Source organism: Glutamicibacter creatinolyticus (assembly GCF_006094275.1).
Classification (GTDB): Bacteria; Actinomycetota; Actinomycetes; order Actinomycetales; family Micrococcaceae; genus Glutamicibacter; species Glutamicibacter creatinolyticus.
The window spans coordinates 315,971-337,586 of record NZ_CP034412.1; the positions used below are offsets into that span (position 1 = coordinate 315,971).

The window sequence follows — 21,616 nt, forward strand, 5'->3', positions numbered from 1 at the left end:
CTTTACCATCCTGCAGCTAGTGGGCTGTCGTCTTCTTCCAAATCCTCAATTCGCGCGATATCTGCGGCTGCTTGCTGTACCAACGGCAGTAGCTGTTCCAGATCCGATGCAGATTTGCGCATTACCGGTGCTTGAATAGCAACGCACATATTCGAGCGTCCTGCCGCGTTCGGAACTAAGACCGCGAGACACACTAGGCCGTTCAAGAATTCTTGACGGTCGAGTGCATAGCCCTGCTGGCGAACGAGTGCCAGCTCGGATTCCAGTGCCTCAAAATCGGTCAGCGTTTGCTCCGTGTACCGAGGTAGGCGACCCGTGCCGAGTAGACGACGGCGCTGCGCAGGGCCAAATTGAGCGATGATGAGCTTTCCACTCGCTGAACAGTGCGCCGGAACGCGAGAGCCCGGGCCGAGGTGTACGCGAATTGGTTCAGAAGTTTCGACGCGATCTAGATAGATCACCTCGTTGCCAGAGAGGGCGGTGATATTGCAGCTTTCGCCGATGCGGGACACTAGGTCCTGCAAGATCGCGTTACGCGCACCTTTGCGTGTGTCGTTAAGTAAAACGTCCTCGGCAAGACGCCGCATTCTTGCTCCCGTGGCGTAATGGCGTCCATCGCTGTGCCGAGTTAGCAGATCCGCGCTTTCCAGCTGCTGCAACATCCGGTGCAATGTCGGCTTAGGCAGACCGGTCTGATCGACAAGTGATTGCAGCGTAAATAGCTGATCTCGGCTCGTGATGAGTTCCAGTAAGGCGAACAAGCGTAGTGCCGGCGTCTCGCCCTGAACTGACCCCTGCGCCCCGAGCGAAGGCTCGGTGAGATTGTCCATGGTAGGACTCCTCCCGATTCGAAGTTTCATTAAATACTAACATTCGAAACAAAAAGCTGAACAGGTCTTGACGAATGTGACTCAGCTCGCATAGCTTTGGTGTCAATCCCATTTTCTATGGGAAAACGCACCATTTTCTGAGATGCAGAAAGTATGTTCCACTGAAGGGGGCAACATGTCCGAACAGATCATTGAATCCCAGCGGGTTGAGACGGACGACGCGAGCGCGCAGGCAGCGCCGGTCGCCAAGCGCGAAGCGGTCAAGGGAGTGCAAAAGATGACGCCGTCTGAGGCGTTCGTCGAAACTTTGGTAGCCAATGATGTCACCGATATCTTTGGAATCATGGGCTCAGCCTTCATGGACGCCATGGATATCTTTGCGCCCGCAGGGATTCGCCTGGTGCCGGTGGTTCACGAGCAAGGCGCTGCACACATGGCTGACGGCTACGCCCGTGCGTCCGGGCGGCACGGTGTAGTCATCGGGCAGAACGGCCCTGGCATCTCAAACTGTGTCACCGGTATCGCCGCTGCATTCTGGGCCCATAGCCCGGTTGTTATTGTGACTCCAGAAGCGGGCACCAACACCATGGGACTGGGTGGTTTTCAGGAAGCCAACCAGTTGCCTATGTTCCAGGAGTTCACCAAGTACCAGGGACATGTCACCCATCCCAACCGCATGGCAGAATACACGGCACGTTGCTTCGATCGGGCCATGAGCGAAATCGGCCCGACACAGCTCAACATCCCTCGCGATTACTTTTATGGCGAGTCCACGACGGAGATCCCTGAGCCACGTCGTGTCGACCGTGGAGCGGGTGGAACGAAATCGCTCGACGAGGCGGTGGAACTGCTGGCCCAGGCCAAGTTCCCCGTGATTATTTCCGGTGGGGGCGTCGTTATGGCTGACGGCGTCGAAGAGTGTAAAGCCCTCGCCGAACGGCTAGGCGCTCCGGTCGTGAACAGCTACCAGCACAATGACTCGTTCCCTGCCAGTCATCCTCTTTGGGCCGGTCCTCTGGGATACCAGGGCTCGAAGGCGGGGATGAAGCTGATTTCCCAAGCTGACGTCGTCCTCGCACTGGGCACGCGACTTGGACCATTTGGCACCTTGCCGCAGTACGGCCAGGCTTACTGGCCAAACGATGCAAAAATCATTCAAGTCGACGCTGATCACAAGATGCTGGGCCTGGTTAAGAAGATCTCCGTCGGTATCTGCGGGGACGCCAAGGCTGTCGCCACGGAACTGGTCGCGCGTCTGAAGAGCCGTGCGCTTGATTCGGATGCCACGAAGGCGGAACGTGCTTCAGCTATCCGGGCTGAAAAAGAAGCGTGGGAAGAAGAGCTCTCGGCTTGGACGCACGAAAAGGATGACTATTCGCTGGATGTGATTGAAGAAGCCAAGGACGAAGACGGCAATTGGCTGCATCCTCGTCAGGTCCTGCGCGAGCTGGAGAAGGCCATGCCGGAAGACGTTATGGTTTCAACCGACATCGGCAATATCAACTCTGTGGCCCACAGCTACCTTCGTTTTGAGAAGCCACGCAGCTTCTTTGCGCCGATGTCCTTTGGCAACTGCGGCTACGCGCTGCCGACGATCATTGGAGCTAAGGCAGCCGCGCCTGAACGACCGGCGATTGCTTACGCAGGGGACGGCGCGTGGGCCATGAGTATGGGAGAAGTTCTGACGGCGGTTCGCCACGATATCCCTGTCACTGCGGTTGTATTCCGGAATCGGCAGTGGGGTGCAGAGAAGAAGAATCAGGTGGAGTTCTACGGGCGCCGCTTTGTTGCAGGCGAACTCGACAACGGCGAGAGCTTTGCAGAGATGGCTCGCAGCATGGGCGCTGAAGGAGTCGTAGTCGACAAACTTGAGGATGTCGGACCCGCACTCCAAGCTGCCGTGGATGCACAAATGAACGACGGCAAGACCACTGTCATCGAAGTGATGTGCACCCGAGAATTGGGTGACCCGTTCCGCCGTGATGCGCTGTCGACTCCAGTGCGCCACCTCGAGAAGTACAAGGACTACGTATAAAAGGAGACCGAATATAAGCAGCGAATAATCTGCAATAAACGGCCCGACTAGAGGGCTCTGTACACCGGGTAATGGGTGTCCTGTCACTCTCCCATTAGGGGAGGGCCAGGACACCCATTGCCTTTACCCTCGGGCCCAAAAAATAGTTACAGCAGAAACTGGTCGATGAAGTTGGAGGCAAGCGGAGCGAGCAGGGCTCCATCTTGCTCGACCGTACGCCCGGAGTATGCCGTCTTGAAGGAATGATCGCCGCCTTCGATCCAATGCATTGTTGCCCTTGCGCCACGTTTTCCGACCACATCCTCGAGCAGCTGCGGTGTTGCAAAAGGGTCCTTGGTTCCCTGCAAGAACAACATTGGGGTGTCCAGACCGTACAGATGCTCATCGCGCAGTTTTTCGGTTTTCTTTGGTGCGTGCAGCGGATAGCCAAGGAAGATGAGGCCTGGAGTCTGCATCCCTTCGGCCACCGCCGCCGACGCCATGCGCCCACCGAAGGATTTGCCAGCGGCGAATACGGGAAGGCCCGCGGCAAGATTTTCAGCGGCCCATTCCCTTACCTGTTTCCACACTTCTACTGCTCGGGGAGCGCGGTCCGGAAACTTCTTGCCCGCATCCATGTATGGAAAGTTAAAGCGCAGCGTGCTGATCCCGAGCCCGGGCAACGCAGTGGCAAACCCGGACATAAACGGGTGGTCCTTGCCCGCGCCTGAGCCGTGAGCGACGATGAGAAGCGACTTTGGACCCGCGGCTGGATCCCAGAGCGCGCTCACGGTCTCGCTGTCGAATGGAATTCGTAGTTCTTCGCTCATGTGGTTAACCCTATGTGGAGGCATTGACGTCATAAGGTCGTGGAGCAGAGCATTACTGGCTCCATTGCTCGCGCGTTCCCGTGCTGGATTCCTTCCCGTTTTCAGTTTTTACAGTCAACTTCTCCACGGCCTCACTACTATGAGCCTTCTTGTTGATTTTCAGAATCATGTTGCCGGAGACAAAATCAACACCGGGGATTCTTGCAGTGTCGTAGGTATTGTTTTGCCATTTTCCGTCCGCCAAGGTCACCAGGAGCTCTCCGCGTGCAGGCGCCTCAACGGATGCAATGTACGCGTGAGGATCGGTGGGAATGCAGGACCGATAATCCTCCAATTTCTTGATGCTCTTTCCGCAGAAGGACTCGTACGTATCATTCATGCTGTCGAGCCACTGCACGTATTTTTCTTCGGCCCAACTCTCCAGGTCGGCCGGATCCGCTCCGGTGCGCGCACGAGAGTAGGTGCCGCTTTTTGAGCGGTCCTCTGTCGTGAAAGTGACGGCTTCCAGCTCTGGAGAGGATTCTCCGATGCTCTCGAACATAACTAGTCCCATGACGCGCAGCTCATCCTCAGCGGTTTGGTAGCTCTGGAACATGCCGTCCGAATTGAACCGATAGGAATTCTCTAGGTAGACAGTGATATTGCCCGGTTCGTTAACTTTCCATGAGTTGATGAGGTTGCAGGGCGGAAGAAACCCCTTAACGGACTTGATCCCCGAATTCGCTACCCACATGGCCATCTTTTCGTCCGCCCACTGCTGGGTGGTAGCCGTCGTGGCAGGGGATGCGCCCGGACGTGACGATGCAGGATCCTCACTCTGAACGGAGGATACGTCTGGATTCGCTGTAGCGGCAGCAGTGGACGGTGCCGCCGACGAAGGCTGGGTGACCGCTTCAGCGCTCTTCTGCGGAACCGCTGCCGTGGAACAACCGGTGAGCAGCAGCCCGGCAACAACAAGAGACAAGGGGATAGCTGCGCGCATGAGGCCTTCCAGGTCGGGTGATTCCCGATCAGTGTAGACCGGGACCTGATAAGGAACGAAACCTGTTTGGCCACCTTCTCGCCTCGTCTCGCCCCGCGGCTCTGTCCGCTGTTCCCGGCATAGCAAAACTGCCCCGCAGCCTTCGCACACAAGGTGAAAAAGACTGCGGGGCAGTTACAGCTAGCAGCTGGCTACCGCGTTCGGGTTAGACCCCGAAGTATTCGGCGGTGGTGGCGGCCGCCACCGGCTGGTCCTTGCCGACCGACAGTTTCCCGTCGACGACATCGACCAGAACGGTGTCGCCCTCGCCCAGTTCGTCAGCGACCAGCAGATCCGCGATCGCGTCGTGAACCCTGCGCTGCACCAGACGGCGCAATGGGCGGGCGCCGAACTCCGGATCGTAGCCCTCGGTTGCCAACCAGCTGGTGGCCGCATCGGTCACCTTCAGCTGCAGCTTCTGGTCGGACAGGTAACTGCGGGTTTCCTCCAGCACCAGGGTCACGATCTGGGCGATCTCCTCCTCGCTGAGCTTGCTGAACAGCAGTACCTCATCCAGGCGGTTCAGGAACTCGGGGCGAACGAATTCGCGCACCTTGCCCATGACCTTTGCCCGGATGTCCGAGCGTTCGCTCTGCGCATTGGCGGAGGCGAAGCCCAGTGAACCGGTGCGGCTGGCCAGGTACTGGCTGCCCAGGTTGCTGGTCATCAGGATCAGCGTGTTCGAGAAGTCCACGGTCCGGCCCTGTGCGTCGGTCAGCCGTCCGTCATCGAGCACCTGCAACAGGACGTTGAAGATGTCCGGGTGGGCCTTCTCGATCTCGTCGAGCAGGATCACCGAGTACGGGTTGCGCCGCACCTTTTCGGTCAGCTGGCCCGGCTCGTCGTGACCGATGTACCCCGGAGGGGCACCGATCAGCCGTGCCACGGTGTGCTTCTCACCGTATTCGCTCATGTCGATACGGATCAGCGCATCGGACTTGCCGAACAGGTTCGTCGCAAGCGCCTTGGCCAGCTCGGTCTTACCCACGCCGGTCGGGCCCAGGAACATGAACGAGGCAATCGGACGGTTGGCGTTGGCCATGCCGGTGCGTGAACGACGCACCGCACGAGCCACCGCGGAGACCGCATCGTGCTGGCCGATGACCGAGGAATGCAATTCCTCTTCCAGTTTGGCCAGGCGCGACTTGTCATCCGAGGTGATCCGGGCGGCCGGGATGCCGGTCGAGCGGGCAATGACCTCGGCGATCTGCTCCTCATCGACCACGCGGGTCACGCTCTTGCCACCGGCGGACTCCACCTGGCGGATCCGTTCGGTCAGCTCGGTGATGTGGTCGCGCCACGCACCGGCGTCCTCGAACCGTTCCTCCGCGATGGCCCGGGCCTTGTCCCGTTCGGAGTCAACCAGCTCGGAACGCAGCGCCTGGACATCCACGGTGCCGTCGGCGGCAATCGAGCGCCGGGCACCGGCAATATCCAGCAGGTCGATGGCCTTGTCCGGCAGCTGACGGTCGGTCAGGTAGCGGGCCGAGAGGCTCACCGCGGCCTGCAGGGCCGCGTCCGTGTACTGGACCTGGTGGTGGTCCTCGTAGGACTCCTTCAGGCCCTGCAGGATCTGCAGTGCATGCTCCTCGCTGGGCTCATTGACGGTGACCTTGCCGAAGCGGCGGGTCAGCGCGGCATCCTTCTCCACCTTGCGGAACTCGGAGAGGGTGGTGGCGCCGATCAGCCGCAACTCACCGCGGGCCAGCCGCGGCTTGAGGATGTTGGCCGCATCCATGCTGCCCGATTCCCCGGCCCCCGCGCCGACCAGCAGGTGCATCTCATCGATGAACACGATGGTCTGGCCCTCGGCGCTGGCGATTTCCTCCAGCAGGGAGGTCAGGCGCTGCTCGAAGTCACCGCGGTAGCGGGTACCGGCGAGCATACCCGGCAGGTCAATGGAGATCAGCCGGGTGCCCGAGATCTGCTCCGGCACCTCGTCGGCGACGATGGAACGGGCCAGGCCCTCGGCGATGGCGGTCTTGCCGACACCGGCCTCACCGATCAGCACCGGGTTGTTCTTGGTGCGCCGGGCCAGGATCTCAATGACCTGCTCCAGTTCCTGGTCGCGACCGATCACCGGGTCGATCTGCCCATCGGCAGCCAGGGCGGTCAAGTCGGTGCCGAAGCGCTCCAGCATCGACTCGTCGGATTCCTGCTGCCCCTGGCCGGCGGCACGCTGTGCCTGTTCGGCAGCGGCCTGCTGCAGGGACTGGGCGGTCACACCGTGCTCGGCCAGCAAGATTCCCACCGGGGACTCCGGGGAGAAGACAAAGGCCAGGAACAGGTGCTCCGGATCAATGTAGGTGGAGCCGTAGTTGCGGGCCACCTGGTAGGCGTCAAACAGGGAACGCTGGGCAGCGGCCGAGAGCCGGTTGGTCTTCTCGTTGCTTTCCGAGCGCTTGGGAAGACGCTGGTTGGCGGCGGCGGCCAGGGCCTCGAGGTCCACTCCCATGAACTTCAAGTGCGAGGCAACCGGTTCGGTATGCAGCAATGCCAAAAGCAAGTGCAAGGCATCGATTTCGTCGTGGCCGTCCTCGCTGGCAATAGTGGCAGCCCGTGAAACCACTTCATGAGTGCGTTGCGAGAGCAGACGGGTGATGTCGATCGGACGGGCTGATTGGGCTCGCGAAGAGAGGAACCGCGAAAGGAATTCCTCAAACGAGCCATCGGCGGATGAACCGAAGAACGCTGGCAAGTGAGCCTCCTGAAACTTGAGTGTTACGTACTCATGTTCAACGCTACAGATCGTCAACTATTCCCGAACACCGAAAATTGGTTCGAAAGTTATGCGCTTCACACGCTGGGGCGGCTTTAACGGTGCGGGGGGTCGATTTCTCGGGCGTTGAGATTCACCAGTTGGAGCTGGGTGGCCACGATCAGTGCCTGGACGCGGTCACGCACGCCAAGCTTGTGGAAGATTTTGGCCATATGCGATTTAACGGTCGTCTCGGCGACATCGAGGTACTTGCAGATTTCGGTGTTGTTCAGGCCTTGGGACAAGAGGGTGAGGATCTGCATCTCGCGGGCGGTGAGGCCTAGCTCGTCAGCGACACCTTCGGAGGAGGCGGGCGGGCTGTAGGCGCGCTGCACGGCTGCGATTAGGTCCGTGGACACCGAGGGGGAGATGGCGGCGGTGCCGGAATGCACCGACAATACTGCCTGAACGATTTCCGCCGGTTCGGTATCCTTCACGAGGTATCCCGAGGCGCCGGCTAGCAGGACGGGCACCAGGTAATCGTCGGAGGAGAAGGCGGTAATCGCCAGGATTGCTGTTTGCGGATTGTGGTGTTTGATCTGGCGGGTGGCCTCGACGCCGTCCATGATCGGCATCTGCAAATCCATGAGAACAACATCCACCTCGTGAGAGGAGCAGTAGTTTACTGCTTCCTGTCCATTTTGTACGGAATTTAATAACAAAATGGCATCGTCTGTTGCTAGGATTGTGCCCAAGGCACGCCGGATGAGCGGTTCGTCGTCCGCAATCAGAACTCTGACTTGCTCCATGGGTAATTCAACTTCCTTTGCGGGAACCGAAAAAGTGGCTGCTTAGTGTCGAAGTATATAAGTTCTAGCGTTGGGGATGGATTATGAAACTCGTATATGCAGCAGCTGCACTGGCCTTGGCTATCTCGCCATTTGCCGCCGTTCAGTCCGCCGCACCCGCCCAGGCCGCACCGGCCGTGGCACTGGCAGGACCTCCGGTGGCTTCGCCGGCCGGCCTTGGTACTGAATTCTCGAAGTGGATGTGCAAGCGCTACGGAATCTCCTGCTAGTCCAAAGTGCGGAGCATTTATAGCATCGCCCTGAACAGCCTATGAAGGACCGAATTGGTCTGCGCCTAGGCAGGTTTTTAGGCGGCAGCAATGCCATCATCTGGCTCGGGGCGATTGCTATTGCCGCAATCACCGTTTCGGAGCTCGTGACGGTCCTGCAAAACGGTCTTGAGAATACAGAAGGTCGGGCAGCTCGTGGAGCAGTGCTTGGGCTTTTGATTCTGGTGATCCTCATCGTCGGATACCGCTTTGCAGGAGCTTCTCTGGGCGCGTATATCGCCGTGCTCTTGTTTGGGTTCGGAGACGCGGACCTCTTACTCCTTTTAATTGTTTCTGAAGCAGTTTTCTCAGCATTAGCAGCCAGCACTAGATCGTCGTTGCTTAGAACTATCTATTTAGCGATGCAGATAGCGTGGTTTGTTCAGTTCGGATTGCGGGCGCCTGACGACGTTATCACTCTTGTCATTCTGGCTCCGGTAGTTTTTATTACGTTCGGAGCAACGCGGAGCATCTTTGTATTGCTCGAAAAGAACCAGCAGAGTGCACAGCAGATGGAGCTATTGAGGGAACGTACCGAAAGCGCGATCCGTGACGAGCGTAAGAATATTGCGCGGGACCTGCACGACATCGTCGCGCACGACATCACCATTGTTGCGATGCAATCCAAGGCGGCGAAATTTGCAAACAATGAGAGCACTTTCCGCGAGGCGGTTGAAGTGATCTCCAAATTGAGTTCCGAGACTTTGCACGATTTGCGGCTAATGCTCAACGTGCTCCGTAGTGACGGGACGATGAGTGACATAGGTGCAGATCTCGACGGGAAACCGTCGGCAACTACTATCCAAGCGCTCCAGGGTGTATCGGTGTTTTCCCAGCGCCTCGCCGACGCTGGGTTCGACGTGCACACAGATGTCGACGAAGAAATCACTCAATTGCCACGATCGGCACATACTGCTCTCTATCGAGTGATGCAGGAAGCAACTACCAACATCATTAAGCACGCGGAGCCTGGCAGTCAGTGCTCAATTTCGCTCAAGCGCCGCGGAGACACTGCGGTGCTGCGCATGGTGAATCAAGTGATGACTAGCAAGAAGATCGCCACCAACGACGCGTTGTGGGGTGGCAGTGGTCTCATTGGCATGGAAGACCGCATGCGGGCTTTCGGAGGCCAATTTGAGGCCGGAAAGCATGCTCACCAGTGGATTTTGGTCGCTGAGATCCCCTTCTGACCCACCCCCTCCTACTTAAGTACTATTTCGCTTCACAGAATGACGGGTTAAGTTAGATATGTATCGGTGAAGACCGATCACCGCGGAAGACGAATGACGGGGTTTTGCGAGTGGCTCCTGATTTTATCCGCAGTGATTAAAAGGTACGTTGCGTGTACTACGGAGTGTAACTTTCTCGGTGATGTGCCCCCATCGCATGCCGTGTCCGAGAGTACATGCAACGTACCTTTTATAACGCCCAAACGCATTCTGCGTGTGCTTCCACTCACAATCGGTTGCACGGATCCCCAATAATGGCGAACTGTTGAGTTGTAAACGAATTCGCCCCTGAAGGAGACCCCGTGACCCAGCAGGCATATGCCACGGCCCACGACGCATACACCATCGATCCCGCAGCGATGGATCAGCTGTTTTTCGAAGCCCGCAGCGCTAATTCCTTCAGTGGCGAACCCGTATCCGATGAATCCCTCGAAGCCATTTACGATGCCATGAAGATGGGTCCGACGCTGATGAACAATCAGCCGCTGCGCATCAGTTGGATCAAGAGCGATGAAGCGCGCAACGCCATCGCCGCTACCATGTCCGGCTCAAATGCTGCCAAGGCGCTGGCGGCCCCGGCCCTGGCGGTGTTGTCCTTCGATCCGGAATGGCATGAACAGTTCCCCAAGTTCTTCCCGCACGCCCCGGAACGCAAGGCAATGTTCGAGGACGCCGAGTCCCGTGCCGCCGTGGGCAGCAGCAATGCCTGGCTGCAGGCGGGCTACTTCCTGATGGCTGTGCGTGCAGTAGGCCTGGCCGCCGGACCGATGGGTGGATTTGACCATGCAGCTGTGGACGCGGCCATTAACGAAGAAACGGGCCACAAGTCCTTCATGATCGTCAACGTCGGCAAGCCGGGCGCCAATGCCTGGATGGAGCGCCTGCCGCGCCATGAGGCGAAGTTCGCGGTGCGCAACCTCTAGCAAGAAGTACAGGTGGGGGCGCGGTCCATGTTCGGACCGCGCCCCCACCTGTATCAGACGTCCTGTTCGTGGGACTGTTTGCTAGTCCTGTTCTGGGGCCTCGGATTCGCCGCTGAGCAGCCGTTCGGATACCTTCTCCAGCGCGCGTTCCAGCGGGCCGCGAACGACTTCTGGCACCTCGATGAACTCGTCGATGACCACCAGGCCCTCGCGTTCGAAGCAGCGCAGCACGCGCTCAACTTCGGGGATGGTCGATTCCAGCTTGGGAATCAGGTGATGTTGTTCCTCGGGCAAGTCATCCTTGCCCGGTACTTGCAACGCGAACTCGGCACGCGGCTGGTTGGACGAGGCGGCATTGCTCAAGACGCCGGCCACCATCTCGGCCACCTCGCCTTGACCGGGAACCGCCAGAGCATTGGTGAGCACGTTGGAGAAGATAACTTCGGCGACGAGCTCCTTGATCAGCCGGGCGCCTGGGCCGGTGGCGGCGTTCAGGGCGTCCCGCAGGCTCTCGGTGGGCACTGCGTTGGGCGCATCGTAACGCAGCATGGCCGTTCCAATCAGGGCATCCCAGTAGGCCGAAAGCCGTGGAATCTGGCCGAGGGAGGAAACTGCCGTTCCATCGGCCGGTTCCCAATCCTTTACTGGGTCCGTGGCGGCCCCATCAATCCGCACGTCCATGCCCAAGGCCGCGGCGGCCTGCTGCAGCTGATCGCCGTGCAGCACGCCACTGGGGTCTGTCGGCTGACCCGCGCCAACCCACGCCACCAGCTCCCGCGCGGCGAAGACCAGCGGCAACTGCTCCAGTGCGGCGTTGGCCTCGTCGTCCTCCATGAAGGGCACGACGATGGGGGAGTCTCCGGCCATGCGGGAAAGGAACTCGAAGCTGGCTTTGAAGTCCTCGACGCTGCCGCCGAAGTGGGCGCTTTGACCCAGGAAGACCAGGTACTGCTTCAGCAGCCCTGCGCTGGCCTTGAGCACTTCCTCGCCCAACGAGCGCAGGTGTCCGAGTTGCTCACCCAGGGCTGTGGAATCCAGGGTTGTCACATCGACTTCCTTGCGCAGCTGCGCGTGCACGGTTAGCAAGGTGGTCAGCCCCTCCAGCGCGGCGCGGGTTTCGGTGGCAGACTCGTGCTGGAAGTGGCGGTACAAGGCCTGTTTGAAGGGCTGCAGGGCCTGGCGGACCTCGGTTTCGAAGGGTACCGAGCTCGCGCCGGGGCGGCGCGCGGGGTGGCCCTGGGCGGTCTTCTTCTTGTGCGGTTTGCGTGATGCCATGACGGGCGCGCGGTCCTTTGCGTAGGTTGGCAGTAAGAATCTGATTCCAGTCTACGCAGGCGGTTCTGAGCTCCGGCCGGCTCCATCGCCGGGCTGGAATTCCAAAACGTGGAAAACCTCAGCAAAACACCAGTATTCGGAGCAGAGGCAGCGAAAGCCCGTTGAGCGCCGCAAATATTGCGGTAGTTCCCAAGTTTTGCTCCAAAAAATTCAGTGTAGGACAAAATGTGGCCTGGATCACCGTTGAATCTCCAGTCCGCGTTGCAATCGAGGGGCAAAACCGAGACAGTGAGGGCAAAGTTATTCCCTTGTGTCTTCAGGGGAAGCAAAAGATTTTCGTTGGTTTCAAGGAGTGTGGATCATGGCCAAGGGTGCTGCCCCGGATCATGTAGTTATCGTCGGCGCGGGTTTCGTCGGCCTGTCGACCGCCTGGTACCTCCAGGAGCAGGGTGTGAAGGTCACGGTCGTAGACCGCGGCGGTGTCGCCTCCGGTGCATCCTGGGGCAATGCCGGCTGGCTGACCCCGGCCCTGACCCTGCCGATTGCAGAGCCCTCGGTCTTCACCAACGGGCTGAAGATGATGTTTGACCCGGCCTCGCCGCTGTACATCCCGCTGAAGGCCGACGCCAAGCTGATCCGCTTCCTGCTCGGCTTCGCCTGGCACAGCACCCCGAAGAAGTGGGAGCAGGCCATGCGGACCTTCTCCGAGATCGGCACCAGCGGCCTGGACGCCTTCGACGAGATTTCCGAATCCACCTCGGCCGGCCCGGGCGTGCAGGAAACCACCACTCCGGCCAATCCGTTCCTCACCGGCTTCCGCACCATGGCGGACCGCGACGGGCTGCTGCACGAATTCGAGATGATCCACAAGACCGGTGGCAGCGTGGAATACGACCTGCTGACGGGCGATGAGCTGCGCGGCATCGAACCGACCCTGTCGGAGAACGTCGTGGCCGGCATTGCCATCAAGAACCAGCGCTTCCTGAACCCGCCGAAGTACATGGCTTCGCTGGCGGAGTCCGTTCAGGCCCGCGGCGGTGACATCATCGGCTCGTTCAACGTCACCGATGTGCGGGACAACGGCGGCTCGGTGACCGTCATCGGTTCCGAGGGCCGCGCAATCACCGCGGATCACGTGGTCATGGCCACCGGCGCCTGGATGAACGACCTGACCAAGAAGTTCGGCGTGAACGTCGTCGTGCAGGCAGGCCGCGGCTACTCCTTCACGGTCAAGCCGGAGCACATGCCGACCCACCCGATTTACTTCCCGGCACAGCGCGTGGCCTGCACCCCGCTGGGGGACCGCTTCCGCATCGCCGGCACCATGGAGTTCCGCGACGCCAACCACAAGCTCGAGCCCAAGCGCATCGAGGCCATTGTGGCGGCCGCGAAGCCGGTCTACACCGGCATCAACTGGGAGAACCGCCAGGAGGAATGGGTTGGCGGGCGTCCCTGCACCGCCGATGGCCTGCCGCTGATCGGGCAGACCAACTCCTCGCGCGTCTCCGTTGGTGGCGGACATGGCATGTGGGGCGTGGCCCTGGGTCCGCTGACCGGCAAGATCCTGGCCTCGCAGATCACCGGCCAGTCGGTGCCCGCGGTGGCCCGTCACTTCAACCCGTTGCGCAAGGGCTTCTAAGACCAGTAATCGGTCGAAGACCAACACGCATTCTGCCTCGCGGCCGGAGCCTCACCCTGGGGGATCCGGCCGCGAGGCCGTTTAAGAGCCCGGCCCCGAGGCTCGGGCCGCCCCGGAGCGCCGGGGCCGGGAACCTTCAAGGTGTTGCGCGGTCAGTGGTGGCGGCGACCGGAGCCGCGCAGGATGGCCCGGTACCCTTCCCGGTAATTCGGGAAGGTCGGCTCCCAGCCGGTGGCGCGCAAGCGTGCGTTGCTCAGCCGCCGGTCGGCCCCACTGCCGGGGGCCTCCTCGCTGGCGGGTGGCAGCGTGGTGCCCAATAGGCCGGCCAGGTGCTCGTAGACTTCGGCCAGCTGCGCCGGCTCGTTGTCGGTGGCCAGGTAGAGCTCGTCAATATCGGAGCCAAAGTGCGCCAGATGCACCACGGCCTTGGCCAGATCGTCGCGGTGGACCCGGTTGGTCCACTGCGAGCTTCGCGGCAGGCGGGCCTTGCCCTCGCGCAGGGAGTCAATCAGCCGGGTGCGCCCCGGTCCGTAGATGCCCGAGGCGCGCAGGATAGTGACCGGCAGGGCTGAATCCAGCAGGTAGTCCTCGGTGCGGGCCAGGACCTTGGCGGTTTCCCGCCGCGGCTCCTTGGGGTGTTGCTCGGTGACCCACTGCCCGTCGTTGCCGGCGTTCACCGCCGTGGAGGAAATATAGAACAGCCTGCGCAGCGCGGGAGCCTGTTGCTGCAGGGCGGTGACCAGGTGCCGGGCCGCCTGCAGATAGCTGTGCTCGTAGCCTGCGGCGTCGCGGCTGGCCGGGACCGGGGTGAACAGCACGACCTCGGTGTCCGGGTCGATTGGCGGCAGCTGCCCGCTGGCCACATCCACCTGCTGCCCGTGAAAGGTTGGCGGCAGCTTCTGCGGATTGCGCCGCCAGGCGGTGACATGGGCTCCGCGGGCCTGGAAGCGGAAACCGGCTTCCGTGCCCACGTCCCCGCAGCTGATCAGTAGTACCTTCACGAATGCGGCTCTCTTCCCCCGGGTGCAATCTTGGCAGACGCGCCGACCGACGGCCGTGGTGCGCGAATCCTGCCTGCTTACAGCATAGACACTGCGGCGTGTTTCCTTGCTAGAATCACAGTATTCGAATATGTGTACGAAAAGTGGTGGGCGATGGCTGCGAAGGATCCGCTGGTCCCCGAGGCCAGCAGCAGCGGGCCGGTCGGCGCGGTGCAGGCCATGGGGTTCCCCTCACCGGCGCGCGACTACTTCGACGGCGGGCTGGACCTGAACCGGCTGCTGATTACCGACCGCGTCTCCACATTCATCATGCGGGTCGCCGGAGGGGCGATGGTCTCCGCGGGGATCCATGACGGGGATGAAATCATCGTGGACCGCTCCCGCTCGGTCCAGCACGGCAGCGTGGTGGTGCTGAGCCTCAATGAGCAGATGCTGGTGCGCCGCTGGCAGGTGGAGCGGGGCCGGGTCGGGCTGCTCAGCGACGAGTCGGCCCAGCCGCAGTGGCTGGGTGAGCATGACGAGGTCGAGGTGTTCGGCGTCGTGACCAGGTGCCTGCATTATGTCCGCTGACCCATCCGCACAGGCCGGCGAGCACATCGCCCTGGTGGACGTGAACAACTTCTACGTTTCCTGCGAACGGGTTTTTGACCCCACCCTGCGCAACCGGCCGGTGGTGGTGCTGTCCAACAACGACGGGTGCGTGGTGGCCCGCTCCGCCGAGGCCAAGGCCCTGGGCATCACCACCGGCCAACCCTACTTCCAGGTCCGCGACCTGCAGCGCAGCTATTGGTAACCCGCGTTGTTCAAGACGGCGCTATTGCCTTAGTTGACGAATCGGCAATAGGTCAGCCGGCGCGGTGTACCTTTTCCGACAGGGAGGTTCCCGAGGATCCTGCATCTGCCGCAATACCGCCGAGAACACGGGCTGGCGGTGCGCTCGAGCAACTACGAACTGTACGGGGACCTCTCGGCCCGGGTCATGGAGGTGCTGGCACGCTTCGGAACCTGGCAGGAGGTGTATTCCATCGACGAGTCCTTCCTGGGACTGACCGGGTCCCTGCAGCAGGTGCAGCGCACGGCCGCGCAGATTAGGGCGGCCCTGCAGCGTTCGGTGGGGGTGCCGGTCTGCGTGGGGGTGGCCGCCACCAAGACGCTGGCCAAGTTCGCCAACCATGTGGCGAAGAAGAACCCCGGACTGCAGGGGGTCTGCGTGGAGCAGCTGATGGACCCGGAGGTGGTGGCGCGGATCAAGTCCCTGGTTCCGGTCACCGAGGTGTGGGGTGTGGGACGCAAAACCGGCAGGAAACTGGCCGGGATGGGCATCGTGAGCATCGCCGACCTGGCGGGCGCGGACCCGCAGCTGATCCGCAAGAGGTTCTCCGTGGTGCTGCAGCGCACCGTTTTTGAACTGGGCGGCACCCGCTGCATCGGCCCGGTGGAGGAGCGTGCCGACAAGGGGCAGGTGATGTTCACCCGTTCCTTCGCCCACCCGGTGACCAGCCGGGAGCAGATGCGCGAGGTGATGAGCTTCTACGCCCAAAAGGCCGCAGCGCGCCTGGCGCGGGAGGGGCGCTACGCCGCACTGCTGACGGTGATGGCCGGAACCAGCCGCTTTGCCGCCGGCCCGGCCTCCTTCCCCTCCACCCAGGTGCGCCTGCCGCAGGCGACACGGGACCCGATCCTGATCACCCGGCTGGCGGTGCAGGCGATGGAGGGGCTGATGGAGCCCGGCACGGAGTATGTGCGTGGCGGGGTGATCCTCTCCGGGCTGAGCGACCAGCCCGAGGCCACCCAGCTGGACCTGCAGTGGCAGGACGCGGCACCGGCACCGCAGGGCGCCGGGGACAGCGGGGAAACACTGAGCCAGATGGTGCAACAGGTGACCGAGCGTTTTGGCAGCAAGGCGATCGGGCTGGGGCGCAGCGGGCTGGCCGGGGATCCGGACTGGGCGATGCGCCGCGAGCACATGTCCCCGCGCTTCACCACGAACTGGGATGAGCTGCCCACGGTCCGGGCCTGAATCCGGTTGCCGCGCGGCCGGGGCCCGGCGGGGGTGCCACAATGAGAGCATGAGGTTTCCCTGGCGTGCACCACAGTCCCTGGCCCTGTCCTGCGTCCTGGCATTGGCGCTGAGCGGATGTTCCGGCGGGGCCCCGCAGCCCGACCCCGCCCCGGCCCCCGGCTCTTCCAGCCCCGCCCCCAGCGGCAGTGCCTCCGCACCGGCGTCCCCCACGGCGTCGCAGAGCCCCACCGCCTCCCCGACCACCACCGCCTCCCCGCAGGATCCGGAGGCGCAGCGGGCCAGTGAGCTGGTGCGGGACCTGGAGGTGCAGCAGCAGGCCGGACTGCTGGTGATGGCCGGGGTGCCGGCCACCGGTGCCACGCAGCAGGAACTGGACCAGCTGGCGGACGCGGGGATTGCCAGCGTGTTCCTGCGCGGGCGCTCGCAGTTGTCGCTGCAGCAGACCGCCGGTCAGGTGAAGCAGATCCGCAAGGCCGTGGCACCGAACGTGCCCGGCCAGCTGGAGCCGTGGATCGCCACCGACCAGGAGGGCGGTTCGGTGCGGGTGCTGCAGGGTTCGGGCTTCACCAACCTGCCCAGCGCGCAGACCCAGGGCGGATGGTCGGCCAAGCGCCTGGCCCAGTCCACCGGACAACTGGGCCGGCAGCTCAGCGAGGCCGGGGTGAACGTGAACCTGGCGCCGGTGGCCGACACGGTCCCCAAATCGCTGGGGGCCGGCAACGCCCCCATCGGGCAGTGGCAGCGGAATTTCGGTTACGACCCGGACACCGTGTGGGATGCGGTGGGCGAAGTGAACCAGGCGCTGGATGATGCCGGGGTGCAGCCGGTGATCAAGCACTTCCCGGGCCTGGGAAGGGTGAAGGGCAACACCGACACCACCGAACGCGTGGTGGACACCGTCACCGACGCCCAGGACCCGTACCTGCAGCCCTTCGTGCGCGGCATTGAACAGGATCTGGCCTGGGTGATGATCTCCAACGCCAGCTACTCCAAGCTCGACGCCAAGAACCCCGCCCCGTTCTCCCGGGCGATCATCGATGAGCTGCTGCGCGACCAGCTGGGCTATGAGGGCCTGGTGATCTCCGATGACCTGTGCGACGCAGCGGCCGTGTCCGAGACCGCGCTGGGGCAGCGGGCGGTGAAGTTCATTGCCGCCGGGGGCACCTTGGCCCTGTGCGTGCAGGCCGATGAGGCGGTGCAGATGGTGCAGGCGATTGCCGCCCGCGCCGCCAAGGACGGGGCCTTCGCCGACACCGTGCGACAGGCGGCCACCCTGGTGGTCACCGAGCACCTGCGGGCGCAGGAGTAAGTGCAAGAGCCCCGGTCGTGCCCCCAGCATCTGCTGGGAGCACGACCGGGGCTCGGTACCTCAGGACGGAACAAGTCCTGCCGGATCGTGCCGGCTAGTTCTTGCGGTGTCCCGACTTGTGTCCGTCGACCACGGTGAGCACCTCGGCGCGATCACCATCGTTCTGCGGCTTGTGCTTGTTCTTCTTCTCACCGAGCTTTCCGGTGCCGTTGTGCAGGTGCAGCAGCAGCGCCTTGGACTCCTTCTTCACGTTCTCGACGCTGACCGGGATGTGGTTGCCCTTCAGGTCGGTGAACAGGGTGCCGGTGGCGCCGAAGTCCAGCTGCGGGCTGGCGACGTTGAAGTCGATCCACTTCGTGGTGTCCACCGGAACCAGGGCGCCCTGGTCATCGGTGTGGTACCAGGAGTAGGACTGCACGCGGTAGGAGATCTTGCTGCTGGACTCATCCAGGCCCAGCGAGCTGAGGGCCACCGGCAGGATCGCCACATTCGTGTCGAAGGTGTTGGTGTCCACGTCTCCCAGCACGCCGTTCAGCGGCTGCAGGTCAACCTGGGCCCCGGTCTTCGAATCGAACGTCGCCACCAGGTCCAGGTCGATGTCATCGAGCTGGGTGGTGAACGAGACGTAGTCGGCCTTGCCGTCCCCGTTGGTGTCGAATTCGACGTCCAGTTCGGTGGCGCCGGCCAGGTTCGCCCAGTTGTCCCAGGTGGAGATGCCGATGTTCAGCAGCCCATCGGCCACCCCGGTGCGCGGGGCAGTGGTGGAGGCGCCCACGTACTGCAGGTCCATGGCGCTGGCCACGGGGATCGACTCCAGGCGCTTGCCCTCACGCTTGCTGGTGGCGCCCAGTTCGAACGCGCCCAGCAGGCTGGTCACCTGGCCCTCACCCTTGCCCAGGGCCAGATCCTGGCCCTTGAGCTTGATGCTGGTCTGGTTCTGCCCCTTCTTCAGCTTCTTGACCTGCCCGCTCATCTCGGCAGTGGGCTTCGGCGCGGCCTGGACCGGCACCCGCAGGGTGGGGGCCTTGGAGCTGCTCAGTTCCACGCGCCCGGTCACGTCGCTGACCCAGGCCCGGGCCAGGCCGGACTGGGTGCGCTCCATGGTCGGGTCCATGGTCTTGGAGAACTTGCGCGGGTCGATGCGCAGGGTCACGTTGACCTTGGCGCTCTTGCCCGGGGCCACCCGCACCGAGGAACGGTCCAGGCTGTAGCTGGCACCCGGGATCTCGGTCGACGGCACGTACTTCAGCTTGTAGTCCACGCTCTTCTTGCTGGTGTTCTTCACCGTGATCGAACGGGTGGCGGAGAACTTCTTCTTCGCGTCCAGTTCGATGACCCCGAACACCACGGAGGTCAGGTCCGGGTTCTTGGTGTCGAAGGCGTAGGCCGGGGAGGAGATCGCAGCATCGGCCATCACCCGTCCGGCGCCCACGCGGTTCGGCCCGTAGGCCTTGCCGTTGGCGGCCAGCACGTCGGCGGCGGCGGTGTTCATGATCAGGCTCTTGGCCTGCTCCGGGCTGTAGTTGTTGCCTTCCAGCACCAGGGCGGCCACACCGGCGACCATTGGGGTGGCCATCGAGGTGCCGGACTTGACGGACGGACGGTTTCCGGTGCCTACGGCCACGGAGCCGATCTGCGTTCCGGGGGCCGCCACGTCCGGCTTCACCACGCCGTTGGAGCCGTGCACGCCGCGCGAGGAGGAGGAGTTCAAGGTGTCCTTCGCCCCGGATTCCCCGGAGGTGGCCCCGATCAAATCGGGGGACAGGGTGACCTTCAGGGTTCCGGCCTCGGCCGCCGGGCGCAGCTTCTTGGAGTTGTCCAGGGTCAGCTGGGCGCCGGGGATGGTGGCGTTGCCGGCGATCCCGGCATCAAACAGGTTCGTTTCCGAATCCAGCAGCACCCCGGTGGCGCCCCCGGCTTCGGCGTTGTTGAAGCGGGCGGCGGAGCCACAGGGGAACTGCCCGTCTTCGCTCCACTGCAGCCACACCCACTTGCCCTTGAGCGAATCGGCCGCAAAGGGCTCACAGCCAAAGGCGTTGGAGGACGGGGCCATGACCACTTCACCGCTGAGCTTGGCAGGATCGGCGGAGGTGTAGTTGAAGTTCGAGGAGTACTGTCCGGCGACGGTGCCGGCCACATCGGCCGGGGCATCGACCTGGATGCCGTCCAGGGAAACCTGCGAGCCCACGGTGTTGGCCACCGTCAGGGAGCTGCGTGAGTTGCCTGGCGAACCGCCGATGTCGGTGACGTCCCCGGCGTTGCCGCTGGCGACGACCGAGAGGATCCCGGCCTTGCTCAGCGCGTCAACGATGTCGTTTTCCGGGTCCTGCGTGGGGGAGCGGTCCGAACCCAGGGACATGTTCACCACGTCGGCGCGGTCGGAGAAGTCCCCGTCGCCGTTCGGGTCCAGCACGTAGTCCAGGGCCTGGCCCACCACGGCGGAGGAACCGGAGCAGCCAAAGACGCGGATGCCGATCAGCTGGGATTCCGGCGCCGTGCCCGGACCGACGCGCATCGTGGAGACCTCCTTGGCGGTGAGCTTGGAGTAGTCCCCGCTGAAGGTGGTGCCATCGGCGTTCACGCCGTAGCCCGAGGAGCTGCCGGCCACGTGGGAACCGTGCCCTGCGCTCTGGCAGTCCAGCGGGTTCGGGTCGGGGCGCGGCACCGGCTGGTAGTCCGCAGCCTTCGGGTCGGCATTGTAGTCATCGCCCACCAGGTCCCAGCCGCCAATGAACTTCTCGGGATCCAGCAGGCCGGAGTCGGCCGAAGGCAGTTCGTGGGAGGCCTGGGCCTGCTTGTATCCCTCCAAGGTCCCCGGACCGCCGAATCCGGCGTGGGTGTAGTCCACGCCGGTGTCCAGCACGGCGATCTTCACGCCCTCGCCGGTCTTGCCCAGCGCCTTCCAGCTTTCCAGCGCGCCGGTGTCAATGACGGCGCCGCGGTTGGTTGGATGCTTGGGAACGATGGCGCTGATCTTGGCAACGTCCGGGCTTTCAGCCAGTTCGCGCAGCTGTTCTGCATCGCCCTTCAGTGCCACGCCGCGCAGCGTGTTTGCCGTGGTGTACAGGACTTCGGACTTTGATTCCTTGGCCAGCGCCTTGCCGCGCTTTTCGACCTCGGAACGGATCTGCTTGACCCGCTTGGTGTTCTTCTTGCGGGTCTTGACCTCCACTTCCTCGAAGGCGCCGGCGCCTTCGAGCTGAACGTATACCGATACTTCACCGCTGGCCTTGGCCAGCGGCCCGGAGACCTTCAGGTCCTCCAGGGTTGAATTGTGCTTGCCGCCAAGCGACTGTGCTGCCTCACCGTCGGCAGGTCGCGGCACCGGGGCCGCCATGGTGGGTGAGGATATGGTGACTGCCAACGCCAAGGCGGTGGCCGACGCCATGACCGTACGGGCAAGGCCCGATGGGCGCCGAGTGATCATGATTCTCCTAGCTGGGCTGGAAAGCGGAATCATCCTGCGCGAGTATCGGCTCCCGGCAGAAGCACCCCATTGCCCCAAGATCAGTCGCCGCTAGGCTTTCTTGACGTCCGCTCGTGCGTCAAGATCCCACCGTTATCTTATGTGACCATGACCACATTTCAAGCGTTTATTGAATAGTAATCTTCGGAGCTTCGCATTTTCGCTACCCAGCGGGCGATAGCGGGAGGAAAAATGCCGCGAGATTCCCGGCCCGGAGGCGGTTCGCAGCTCGCGCGGCGTT

General features: G+C 62.6%; 15 protein-coding genes and 1 pseudogene. 8 read left to right on the plus strand and 8 right to left on the minus strand.

From position 1 onward, the window contains the following. Positions 1–2: 2 nt before the first annotated feature. Positions 3–830 (minus strand): IclR family transcriptional regulator, encoded by an 828-nt coding sequence (locus GcLGCM259_RS01525; RefSeq protein WP_054820484.1) that lies wholly within the window; start codon positions 828–830, stop codon positions 3–5. A gap of 175 nt (positions 831–1,005) precedes the next feature. Between GcLGCM259_RS01525 and xsc the strand changes: the two genes are divergently transcribed. Then, positions 1,006–2,865 (plus strand): sulfoacetaldehyde acetyltransferase, encoded by a 1,860-nt coding sequence (gene xsc, locus GcLGCM259_RS01530; protein ID WP_246049685.1) that lies wholly within the window; start codon positions 1,006–1,008, stop codon positions 2,863–2,865. Between the two features lie 146 nt (positions 2,866–3,011). Here xsc and GcLGCM259_RS01535 read toward each other — a convergent pair whose 3' ends face one another. The 4 genes from GcLGCM259_RS01535 to GcLGCM259_RS01550 all read right to left on the minus strand — a co-directional run bounded on the left by GcLGCM259_RS01535 (position 3,012) and on the right by GcLGCM259_RS01550 (position 8,202). Next, on the minus strand, positions 3,012–3,674 hold the full coding sequence (locus GcLGCM259_RS01535; RefSeq protein WP_138925545.1) for an alpha/beta hydrolase family protein: 663 nt from the start codon (positions 3,672–3,674) through the stop codon (positions 3,012–3,014). Positions 3,675–3,726: 52 nt separating this feature from the next. Further along, a complete protein-coding gene (locus tag GcLGCM259_RS01540; protein ID WP_138925546.1) occupies positions 3,727–4,656 on the minus strand; it encodes a hypothetical protein in 930 nt (309 codons plus the stop codon). A gap of 205 nt (positions 4,657–4,861) precedes the next feature. Continuing rightward, the gene (locus GcLGCM259_RS01545; protein ID WP_138925547.1) at positions 4,862–7,393 is read right to left on the minus strand and encodes an ATP-dependent Clp protease ATP-binding subunit; all 2,532 of its coding nucleotides are present in this window, start codon (positions 7,391–7,393) and stop codon (positions 4,862–4,864) included. A 116-nt stretch (positions 7,394–7,509) separates the two neighbouring features. Further along, positions 7,510–8,202, minus strand: a complete 693-nt coding sequence (locus GcLGCM259_RS01550) for a response regulator (protein ID WP_138925548.1) — start codon at positions 8,200–8,202, stop codon at positions 7,510–7,512. Between the two features lie 310 nt (positions 8,203–8,512). Here GcLGCM259_RS01550 and GcLGCM259_RS01555 point away from each other — a divergent pair, with 310 nt between their 5' ends. Together GcLGCM259_RS01555 and GcLGCM259_RS01560 are read left to right on the plus strand one after the other, a co-directional pair. Beyond that, positions 8,513–9,700: a sensor histidine kinase gene (locus tag GcLGCM259_RS01555; RefSeq protein WP_138925549.1), complete on the plus strand. Its 1,188-nt coding sequence runs from the start codon at positions 8,513–8,515 to the stop codon at positions 9,698–9,700. Positions 9,701–10,041: 341 nt separating this feature from the next. Further along, positions 10,042–10,662, plus strand: a complete 621-nt coding sequence (locus GcLGCM259_RS01560) for a malonic semialdehyde reductase (protein ID WP_138925550.1) — start codon at positions 10,042–10,044, stop codon at positions 10,660–10,662. A gap of 81 nt (positions 10,663–10,743) precedes the next feature. Here the strand turns inward: GcLGCM259_RS01560 and GcLGCM259_RS01565 are convergent, their stop codons facing one another. Then, positions 10,744–11,937: a hypothetical protein gene (locus GcLGCM259_RS01565; RefSeq protein ID WP_138925551.1), complete on the minus strand. Its 1,194-nt coding sequence runs from the start codon at positions 11,935–11,937 to the stop codon at positions 10,744–10,746. 361 nt (positions 11,938–12,298) lie between these two features. On the opposite strand from GcLGCM259_RS01565, the gene GcLGCM259_RS01570 reads away from it, so the two are divergent. After that, complete coding sequence (locus GcLGCM259_RS01570; RefSeq protein ID WP_138925552.1) at positions 12,299–13,576, plus strand: NAD(P)/FAD-dependent oxidoreductase; 1,278 nt, start codon at positions 12,299–12,301, stop codon at positions 13,574–13,576. Positions 13,577–13,728: 152 nt separating this feature from the next. Here GcLGCM259_RS01570 and GcLGCM259_RS01575 read toward each other — a convergent pair whose 3' ends face one another. Next, on the minus strand, positions 13,729–14,577 hold the full coding sequence (locus GcLGCM259_RS01575; RefSeq protein WP_175419288.1) for an NAD(P)H-binding protein: 849 nt from the start codon (positions 14,575–14,577) through the stop codon (positions 13,729–13,731). A 153-nt stretch (positions 14,578–14,730) separates the two neighbouring features. Here GcLGCM259_RS01575 and GcLGCM259_RS01580 point away from each other — a divergent pair, with 153 nt between their 5' ends. The 4 genes and pseudogenes from GcLGCM259_RS01580 to GcLGCM259_RS01595 all read left to right on the plus strand — a co-directional run bounded on the left by GcLGCM259_RS01580 (position 14,731) and on the right by GcLGCM259_RS01595 (position 17,909). Continuing rightward, entirely contained in the window at positions 14,731–15,147 is a 417-nt protein-coding gene (locus tag GcLGCM259_RS01580) for a LexA family protein (protein ID WP_054821624.1), read from the plus strand. Further along, positions 15,137–15,871, plus strand: a pseudogene (locus tag GcLGCM259_RS15790) (Y-family DNA polymerase); the annotation flags it as partial. The gene GcLGCM259_RS01580 and the pseudogene GcLGCM259_RS15790, both read left to right, overlap by 11 nt. Before the next feature lie 21 nt (positions 15,872–15,892). After that, positions 15,893–16,597: a DinB/UmuC family translesion DNA polymerase gene (locus tag GcLGCM259_RS15795; RefSeq protein ID WP_425459796.1), complete on the plus strand. Its 705-nt coding sequence runs from the start codon at positions 15,893–15,895 to the stop codon at positions 16,595–16,597. Between the two features lie 49 nt (positions 16,598–16,646). Further along, positions 16,647–17,909, plus strand: coding sequence for a glycoside hydrolase family 3 N-terminal domain-containing protein (locus tag GcLGCM259_RS01595; RefSeq protein WP_175419289.1), 1,263 nt, complete (start codon positions 16,647–16,649; stop codon positions 17,907–17,909). Between the two features lie 94 nt (positions 17,910–18,003). Here the strand turns inward: GcLGCM259_RS01595 and GcLGCM259_RS01600 are convergent, their stop codons facing one another. Beyond that, the gene (locus GcLGCM259_RS01600; RefSeq protein WP_138925555.1) at positions 18,004–21,336 is read right to left on the minus strand and encodes a S8 family serine peptidase; all 3,333 of its coding nucleotides are present in this window, start codon (positions 21,334–21,336) and stop codon (positions 18,004–18,006) included. Positions 21,337–21,616: the final 280 nt, after the last annotated feature.